The sequence below is a fragment of the Tardisphaera saccharovorans genome (assembly GCF_046635845.1).
Lineage (GTDB): Archaea > Thermoproteota > Thermoprotei_A > Marsarchaeales > UBA168 > UBA168.
The window spans coordinates 415,673-425,441 of record NZ_JAQQXN010000002.1 but is presented as its reverse complement, the minus strand read 5'-3'; the positions used below and the strand labels follow the sequence as shown (position 1 = coordinate 425,441).

Below are 9,769 nucleotides of genomic sequence, written 5' to 3'. Positions count from 1 at the left end.
AACTAGCTGCGTTAAGGACGAGCCATTAAAGGTAACAAGGCCCTGATATACCGCCTGAAATACTCCGCTATCGACCCCATAGAAGCCCGTTGCGGGATCTAACGCATCAGGCGTAGTTATAACACCGCCAGTACCTATGTCAATCAAAGTGTTTGGATTCGAGGGGCCTATTACGACTTCCCTGGAACCAGCGCTGCTGCTTCCCTCACGCGAAAGCCTGTACCACGCGTATCCTGCAGCTCCTGCCACAACTATTATAATTATAACGATTGCCACGAGATTCATCCTACGTTTAGGTTCTTGCGCCAATTTTACCGTAAATGAACCAAACCATATATAAGACTTATGTAATTTAAATGAAAAAATATTCAAATCAGGAGAAATATTAGAAATAAGCTTCGGTTAATTCCCACGCGACGAAAAAATCTTTCGGATTAGCTGACCTTAATTGAACAAAATTTCTAGGAAATATGGGTTTCTCTCCAGCTAGCAGGGCAGGCCCCGTAGGTCCTGATAAATCACCTTGTATCGCGTTATTGCACTGGAGTTCCACCGCAACCCCCTTAATCCGGCGCAAGCACCGCCCATGTGCAATCGAACAAATGCAAAACCTGTCTTAACGCGTACAACTCATTTTCTTCCAGAATTATTCTTAACGGGTATTCTTAAAGCTGACATGCTCTCCTCGCTGAAGCGACGGAGGTTCTGCTTTTGCTTCCTGTTACTCCATCATCCCTCGCGGTCTGGGAGCGTTTTGCGGAACCTCCATTCTTGGTTTCGGAATCGTTCCTATCCCAAACGTTGCCCCTCTGGGGTATCAGCGCTCCCCTTACATGCATCCCTGTCTGCGTGCAATCTGGATATGCCTTTATCACCTGGGAACAGACTGTGGAGGCATTCCAGACCAGCCAGTGGCTGGATTTGCTGTGGGAGTATCCTGCATGCCTCCATTAGAGGACTTATCCGCAGGGCTTTCCACATTCACGTTCTTTCCTTTGCTATTTATGTGATTTCCGCAATTCATCTCCTCCCCGAAGGTCAAAGCTTTCCTGCTCATTTCATCATTAAGCTGACGTGAACTGCACTAACCGATGGCTCTGGTTTTTCCGGCATCCACAGAGGATGTTCGCCTTGCCGCCCGCACCGGGAGAGCGCCGCTGGCAAGGGCCTCTCTACGGTTAGAGGTTCGTGGAACTTCCATGAGGGGGGCTCCCGTTTCCTTAAGGGGACTTCCGTTCCCCTTGACTCCCTTACAAAACGAAAACCGATAACACCTTCATCTTTTTTAAATGCCCTGGTTTAGTAATTACCCTGAGCAGCGTGAGGGGTGCTAGGCTGCTCGCTGGACGGGCCCTGATCCGGTGGCAAGCCAAGCGATTCAGTAGCCGCGCGAATGCCAATGCCTGAAACTGCTCCCGCGAGGACCTCTGCGGTATCCTTCGCTTTTAGAGTGTCTCGGCTCAACTTTCGGGATGGAATTCTCGTCAGGCACCGCCGAATCATTGGCTTCAAGCACGGCACTGTATTCTCCCGCATTTAGCTGAAGCTGTCCATGGAATTCCGTGACGAACGCGTTCTTAATCAGAACTGGCTGTCCCTTCTTAAGCGAACCAGCCTTATCTCCCCACAACACAAGCCTTACCCTTCCGCTTTCATCGCCAACCGTGGCCTCGCTCATGTCTTTTGTCCCGGTAGACGTGACAACGCTCCTCTTTTCCCTGGCATCTATAACCCGAACAAGCACATCAACGTGATTTAACCCAGGCCTAATTCTCATAACCGGCATCGCGTTATCTGACATATCTCAGTTTAAGAGACCCAAGCGCATTTAAACGTTGTCAGGTGTCAGGGGCTTCTCACCTTATAACCACTTCCTTAATGCCGAAGTACCTGCCTAACAGAAGCTTCAACTTGGCAGCCGTCTTTCCGCCGCTCCCTATGGCAAGCCCTCTGTCCTCGTCCCTGACCTTTACCACCGCTCTTCCGTTTTCCTCCTTGACCGATAAGACGCGTACCGGGGCCAAGGCATTCCTCGTAAGCCCTTCAAAGAACGGAGAGTACTCCACGACCTCGACGCTCTTGCCAAGTAACGCCGAAGCCCTCTTCGCGTTTACGCCTCCTTTACCAATTGCCATAGGAACGTCGGCTGGATCTACCAAGAATATTATGCGGTTGTTCTCCTCGTCTATGACACAGTCTTTCGCCGCTTTTCCCGTAGCGGAGTAGAACAATGACATGGCCCTGAGCTCCTGAGGTGTTAGCTTTATCTCCTTCTTCTCTAATTCCATCTTTCGACCCTTCAAACGCACAGGGGTCTAAGCCCCTCGGGAAGCGATTTGCTCGCTATTCCGGTTTTCATGATTTGATCACCGTTCTTGGGATTTAAGTCTTCTCACTTCTTGGCTGACTTCGAGAACAGCTTCATGCGAAGGTCCACCATTCCGGTACCCATAGGTATGGGCTGCCCGACGATGACGCTTTCCGATACTCCCTTTATCTGGTCCTCTTCGCCGGCTATTGCAGCGTTGAGCAGGTGCCTCACGGTCATCTCAAAGGCAGCCCTGGCAAGGGGACTAGCCTTTTCTCCAACGACCCCGTGCCTCCCTATCTGCTTGACTATGCCCGAGTAGGTCATGGCATCCGCAAGGAGCTCGACGTGCCTAACGTCAACTTCAAGGCCCGCTTCCGACAGCGTTGACATGATCTCCTGCATTATGGCGTTCCTTGCGGCCTCGATGCCCAGGACCTCAAATACCTGATTTATGTCGTTTGTCGTGGTCCTAGTTGTATCAACGCCCTCCACCTCCATAACTTTCGCGAGGTCCGAGCCCTTGGTTATAAGCATGTACTCTTCTTTTCCGTCAGCTCCCTTAGTCCTTGAGAGGAATACCCTCTCGATCCCCTTGAGCCCTTTCACGTGCATTGAGAGGAGCTTCTCGCGGAAGGCTATGAGCTCGTTGTAATCGCTCACAGAAGGCGATACCTCAAACGTGCCAGAATCGGCATCCTGAGATGATACCTTAGCTCCCTTTATCTTTTTCACAAGGGAAATCACGTCGTCAAAAGTTATCTTCCTGTCCTGAAGCATCCCACCATCAAGCGTAACGGTCAGGGAAAGCTCAGCCCCGTTCACCTCAACGCTCTCCACGAGGTCGCTTAGGATCGTTTCTTCGATCTTTGAGGCCACATCCATTGCTTTTTCCCTGTCTTCGGAGTAGGGCTTCTCAAGGTAAATTCTCATCATGGGAGTGCGCGGAGCCTTACTGGCGTCCACGATCTCTATTAGCCTAGGCAGACCAAGCGTGACGTCAAGTTCTCTAACGCCCGCGTAGTGGAACGTCCTAAGAGTCATCTGCGTTCCAGGCTCGCCTATGGATTGAGCTGCAACCACGCCCACGGCCTCGCCTGGCTCTACAGAAACCTTTTGATACTCGGCTATGACCCTATCGAGGACGGACTTCAGCTGCTCGTATGTCAATCCCCTTTCCTTGGCCTTCTTCTCGACCTGATCCAGCAATGACTCAGGGAGTACCGCTGACTCCCTTACCTCCTTTATCAAAAGTTCTGGATCCTTCTCCTCTTGTTTGGTTTCATCAGATGGCGCGGCGGCTTTCTTTCTTCTTGGCAACTCACTTCACCTCCTGCACCACATCGTCAATTATCTTATCTAAGTTGACCCCCACACCATGATCGCTCTTGGCTGGATCGACGCCGTCGTCACCATAGCGCACCTGTATGAGCTCTCCCTCAGCCCCCCTTACGCTGCCGTCGTATTCCACGTGCAGGTCCTCGAGCGCGTGTATCAGCCTCCTCTGCATGTAACCGCTCTGGGACGTCCTGACTGCCGTGTCTACCAGTCCTTCTCTTCCAGTCACGGCATGGAAGAAGAACTCGACCGGATCCAATCCCTCATAGAACGAGCTCTCGACAAATCCCCTTCCCCTCGCCGACATATCACCGTGATCAAATACAGGCAACGTCCTGTCCGTGTAGCCACGAACTATCCTGCCACCCCTCGAAGCTTGCTGGCCAACTATAGCAGATATTTGAGTGAGGTTTAGAACGGATCCCCTTGCACCAGTCAACGCCATTATGTATGAGTGACTGTTATGATCCATGTTTCTGGCTGCCATATCTCCTATCTCGTCCCTTAGCTTCGTCAACTTGCCCATTATCATGTCCTCTATCTCCTCCTCGGCGGTCTTTCCTGCTTCCGCCTCGACTTCGCCCCTCTCATAGGCTCCAATGGCATCGTCTATGTCCTTCTCGACCTCCGCTATGCGCTTCTTCATGACCTCCCGAACCGCTGAGGGTATTTCGAGGTCCTTGAGGCCAACGGTGAAGCCGTTCCACTCACTGAACCTAAGAAACACCTTGAAGGCCTTATCCATGAACTCCCTTCCGGCCTCGTTTCCCACGTCCTTCACTATCCTGTGCAGCAGCGAGTTGGGCACTGTAGCGCCTATGCTCTTCTTGTCAAGCACACCCATTAGAAGGTCTCCGTTCTTAACGTACACAAAGCCGTCGCCTGGACAATCATCAAAGGAACAGTCACCACAACCCACACAAGAGTTGGCCTTCGACGAGTAATTGATGTCCTTTGGTATAAAGAGGCTAACGATCTGCTTACCAGTCCAAAGAGGCCTCGGGACAGTTATGGCCGGAGGGGGCAAAGGCCCCTCATAGTTTCCGGCATATAGAAGGTCCATGACCTCATCTCTCTCAAGTAGAACCGACTTCCTCGTAAGCATGTAAGCCCCCGATATGAAGTCCTGTATAGCTCCCATGAGCGGCCCTCCAAATCTCGGCGATAGTATGTTCTTTTCTACCAGCAGTATTTCCTTGGCCTCAGCCTCGGCTTCCTTGCCCTGAGGGACGTGAAGGTTCATCTCATCACCGTCGAAGTCCGCGTTATAAGGCGGGCAAACGGCCGGGTTAAGCCTGAAGGTGCGGTACGGCAAAACCCTCACTATGTGACCCATTATGGATGGCCTGTGAAGCGATGGCTGCCTGTTGAAGAGCACTACGTCTCCATCCCTCAAATGTCTTTCAACAGTAAAGCCAACGCCAAGCTCCTCCGCGATCTCGTTGGTGTCCTTAACGTACCTCAGATCTATCATCACCCCGTTGGGCCTTATGACGTAATTTGCGCCGGGATAGTTGTTCGGTCCTCTTCTTACCAGCTCCTTCATTTCATCTAGATTCAGCTCGGTTACCCTCTCGGGTATCGTGAGGATCTTGGCCACATGTATGGGCACGCCTACCTCATTGACGCCTATCCAAGGATCGGGTGAAATCACCGAACGGGAAGAGAAATCAACCCTCTTGCCCAGAAGGTTGCCCCTGAACCTTCCTTCCTTCCCCTTGAGCCTCTGGGCCAGCGTTCTAAGCGGCCTTCCGCTCCTATGCCTGGACGACGGAGCACCCTGCGTTTCGTTGTCAAAATAAGTTATGACGTGATACTGGAGAAGTTCCCAGACGTCGTCGATGACTGACTGAGGTGCTCCGCTTGAAATGTGCTCCTTGAGCTTTTCGTTAGCCCTTAGGATGTCGACCAACTTGTGCGTCAAGTCATCTTCCGACCTAAGGCCCGTCTCCAAGGTTATGGCAGGCCTCATGGAAATTGGTGGGACAGGAAGATAAGTCAGCACGGACCACTCGGGCCTCGCAACCTCGGGATCCCAACCCAAGAGCTTGGCTTCTTCATCGTTTATCTTTTCAAGTCTGATCCTGATTTCTGTGGGAGGTATGCGAACAAGCGAGGATGCCTCTCCTTTCTTGCCTCCCATCTGCTCATAGAACGTGGTAGGTCTCTCGTACTCGATGGGATAATTGGTAGCACCGCAGTGAGGGCACGTGGTCACCGAAGAGGCCTTCTTGATTATGGCCTTTGAAAGAGCCTTGGCGAGGTTCGGATTACGTCCTTCGAGTTCCTTCATCTGCTTTTCATAGCTCGCAAGCTCCTCGTCAGGCAACTTTATCCTACCGCACTCCCTGCAAACCGATGAGAGAGTTTCGTGTATTTTTTTGGCAAGGCCCGGATGTATAACGGGTCTCTCTAACCTTATGTAACCAAAATGCCCTGGGCACTTTCCAGCCCTAGCCCCACAGGTCTCACACCTCTGACTAGGCTCCACCGTTCCAAGCCTTCTGTCCATCAGTCCTCCTGGAACTGGAAGCCCATCTTGATCGTAGGTCTCGGGGCTGTTTATCTCAACTACCGCCTGCTTTACTATCTTTTCGGGTGATAGAAGTCCGAACTTTATCCCTCTAACTATCTTCTTATCCGACAAACTCATACTGGATCACCCGGTTCAATCTTAATGTCAATTCCCATGGAAACCATCTCCTGAACAAGAAGCTTGAAGGCATATGGCATGGTCACAGTTACTGGTTTAACCTTCTCGCCACAAATCGGGCATATCCACCTGTTCTTCTTGTAATCAAAGTAGGCCATTGCCCCGTCGTTCTCGCATATGGTGACGTCGGTCTTATCCGAGGACTCAAGCAACCTGTCCAGCAACAGCGAAGAGGCTCCATGGGCCACAAGCACGTCCCTCTCCATTTCCCCAAACCTCAGGCCGCCCTCCCTAGCCCTACCTTCCGTTGGCTGATGCGTCAAAATCTGCACCAGTCCCCTGGCCCTTGCGTGCATCTTGTCGGCAACCATGTGATGCAACCTCTGGTAGTACGCCAACCCTATGTAGACCTTAGCCCTGAGCATCTTGCCCGTCCGCCCATCGTACATGACCTCCTCCCCGCTTGGAAGGAAGCCCAACGCCTTGAGCTGCGACTCCAACTGCTCTAGAGTCTCACCCTCAAATGGCGTGCCATCGGCTCTCGATCCCCTTAGGGAGGCCACTTTGCCGCCTAACATCTCCATCAGGTGCCCCACGGTCATCCTGGACGGGATTGCGTGCGGGTTCATTATTAGGTCAGGCACTATACCAGACGCCGTGTAGGGCATGTCCTCCTGCGGCACGAGGAGGCCAACAACGCCCTTTTGGCCATGTCTCGACGCAAACTTATCCCCAAGCTCAGGAACCCTATAGTCCCTCACCACGACCCTTACCAGCTTCCTTCCGTCCAAGTTCAACGTGACGTAAACCCTATCGACGACTCCCGATTCCCCATGTTTCAACAAAACGGAGGAGTCGTGTTTTATTACCTCTCCGCCAGTAAGCTCCCTGAACTCCTCGATGAACCTCGATGGGCTTGTCTTCCCGATTATGACCTCTCCACCCTCCACGTCGCTGTCCGGAAACACTATGCCGTCGGTGGGATCAAGCTTAGTGTACTGAGATGCTCCATGGTATCCCCTTACCGTCTCATCGGGAATTCCTATTTCGTCTTCTTGGCCTCCTGGGTATTTCCTCTCCTCGGTCTCGTAAAGCCTAAACGTTGAAGAACGCGCGAGACCTCTCTCTACTGACGCCTTGTTCAGTATGACAGCGTCCTCTATATTGTAACCTTCGTAAGAAAGAAGCGCCACCACGAAGTTCTGTCCAGTCGGCCTTTTATTAAAGCCTACTAGCTCTTCGGTTTTGGTCGTCACGAGTGGAAGCTGAGGATAGTGAAGGACGTGGGACCGCGTATCAAGCCTCTTCTGGAAATTGATGGTGGACACGCCGATGGCCTGCTTTGCCATAGCGGTCTGATACGAGTTTCTCGGGCTTTGGTTATGGTTTGAGTACGGGATAAGGCTGGCCACAACGCCCAATAGCGCTATCGAGTCAAGCTCGCAGTGAGTGTACTTCCCGGGATTTGCCTGCGCCTGATCGAGCGAAAGCGCTATCATGGAGTTCTCCTCTTCCTCAGCGCTGAGATACTCCACCACACCCTTTCTCACTAGCTCGGACCAGGGCATCCTACCGGTCATCAGCTCTTCCCTTTCTTGTTGCGTCAGCTTCAGCTTCCCGTCCCTGTCAAGAACAAACAGGGGCCTTATTATCCTACCGCCATCGGTAAAGGCGTAAACCTCAGAAAAAGAATCAGTTACCACATAAGACACGCTTATGTCAAACGGTAAGCTTCCCTTTCTCTTCCTCTCCCTTAAAGCGGCCGCAAGGGCAATTGGATCCTTGCAGAATCCCACGAATACGCCGTTGACGAACACCTTTGCTCCCTCCTTGTCGGCTATTCCGTTCTTTAACAGGGAGTTGTCCCTATAATCCAGAAACTCCACGCCCTCGTCGGCCATGGCCCGCAGCACAGGGATAGGGTCCCTCTCAACTGACGTTATGGCTGATATGGCCAAGTTCTTTACCAGCCCACAGTTTGGCCCCTCTGGAGATTCGTTGGGGCACATCCTACCCCATTGAGTTCCGTGCAGGTCCCTGGCCTCGAAGTGAGATTGACTCCTCGAGAGGGGGGAAATAACGCGACGAAGATGGGATATCGTAGAAAGGTAGTTAGTCCTATCCAGAAGCTGACTCACGCCGGTCTTATTACCAACCCAGTTACCCGTCGCAAGCGCGTGCTGGAACCGCTGGGTTACCAAGTCTGCCCTTACAAGGCTATTAAGGTTCGGAACCTTCTTCATCCTGCTAAAGGAGCGAGACACCTGGTACTGGAAATCCTTCACAAAAGCCGCAAATGCGACAGCAAAAAGCTGAGCTAAAAGATCTCCGGCTAGCCTGAGCCTCTTGTTGGCATAGTGATCTTTGTCGTCAGCCTTTCTCATCCCCTTGGAGAACTGCAGAACCTTCTCGGCCATCAGAGCAAGGTGCACCGCCTTTCTAAGCCTGTCCTCAGGTGATGTACCAAGGTGAGGCATGAAGCGCGCATCTATCTGCTCCTCGGCCCTCCTTATCCTGATATCCCTTGGCTGGCCCACCGCAAGTCTACCACCTATGTAGTCAAGAGCTGCCTCCTTCGACGTGATGTCGGACGCATCTTGAAGCGGGACCAGGAGGGAGTCCTGAATCTCCTGCGAGCTGCTCACGAGGTTTACTATTTGACTGTCCTTCTCAACGCCAAGCGCCTTCATCAGGACCGCAAACGGGATCCTGACAGGAAAAGCCGTCGACTCGACCAGCATTTTTCCGTCCTTTGCTAGCAAAAGCGACACGGGGCTCCTTATCCCGTTGTAATAGGAGAATACCTTGGCCATGTACTGCGCGGGCATGGTGCTGGGGGCAACGTCAACCAGGATCTTGTTTGAGACCAGATCCTCCTGGGATACTATGACCCTTTCGGAGCCAGCTATTATGAAGTAGCCGCCTGGATCATCTGGATCCTCCCCCATAGATATTAGTTCCTCGCGCGTCTTACTGGAAAGCGGGCAAAGGCTTGACCTAAGCATAACGGGGAGCCTTCCAATGTAGACCTTTTCCCTCACGATCGGGATCCCCATGGCCTGGCAACTCTTCGTCGTGGGCATCGCCGACGGACCCATGGCAAGCACGGGCCTCTCAACAGAGGGTTTCTTCTCCTCTTGTACCCTCCTCGACACGTCTCTGATCTCTATCTCAAGCATCAAGGGCAACGAATAATCCATGTTGCGTATTCTTGCCTGCACTGGGTCAAGCTCAGTTATCATGGTCCTATCCGCCTCTATTAGGTGGGGGTCGGTGTCAACGGAGATTTTTCCGAAGCATATCTTGAGGTTCTTTCCCGGGACATCGACTCCTTCACGGTAGTAATCTACGACCTGCTGCATTAGAGAGTTCAGAAACGACTCATACGAATCCAGATGCTGTCTAACCAAGCCCTTCTCCTTGACGAAAGATTGCAGGGCATACCAACCCAAAGACTGTTTTTTTTCCAA

General features: G+C 52.2%; 6 protein-coding genes and 1 pseudogene. All 7 read right to left on the bottom strand.

Going from position 1 to position 9,769, the window contains the following annotated elements; all coding sequences use genetic code 11:
- Positions 1–309 (bottom strand): annotated as a pseudogene (locus PRZ02_RS05680) (hypothetical protein); the annotation flags it as partial.
- A 562-nt stretch (positions 310–871) separates the two neighbouring features.
- Complete coding sequence (locus PRZ02_RS05675) at positions 872–1,042, bottom strand: hypothetical protein (protein ID WP_449464854.1); 171 nt, start codon at positions 1,040–1,042, stop codon at positions 872–874.
- Between the two features lie 336 nt (positions 1,043–1,378).
- Positions 1,379–1,801: a single-stranded DNA-binding protein gene (locus PRZ02_RS05670; RefSeq protein ID WP_449464853.1), complete on the bottom strand. Its 423-nt coding sequence runs from the start codon at positions 1,799–1,801 to the stop codon at positions 1,379–1,381.
- Between the two features lie 55 nt (positions 1,802–1,856).
- Positions 1,857–2,288: a NusA-like transcription termination signal-binding factor gene (locus PRZ02_RS05665; protein WP_449464852.1), complete on the bottom strand. Its 432-nt coding sequence runs from the start codon at positions 2,286–2,288 to the stop codon at positions 1,857–1,859.
- A 104-nt stretch (positions 2,289–2,392) separates the two neighbouring features.
- A complete protein-coding gene (gene rpoA2 / locus PRZ02_RS05660; protein ID WP_449464851.1) occupies positions 2,393–3,628 on the bottom strand; it encodes a DNA-directed RNA polymerase subunit A'' in 1,236 nt (411 codons plus the stop codon).
- Position 3,629: 1 nt separating this feature from the next.
- Positions 3,630–6,299 (bottom strand): DNA-directed RNA polymerase subunit A', encoded by a 2,670-nt coding sequence (locus PRZ02_RS05655; RefSeq protein WP_449464850.1) that lies wholly within the window; start codon positions 6,297–6,299, stop codon positions 3,630–3,632.
- Positions 6,296–9,769, bottom strand: a complete 3,474-nt coding sequence (locus tag PRZ02_RS05650) for a DNA-directed RNA polymerase subunit B (RefSeq protein ID WP_449464849.1) — start codon at positions 9,767–9,769, stop codon at positions 6,296–6,298. Before PRZ02_RS05650 ends, PRZ02_RS05655 begins: the two co-directional genes overlap by 4 nt.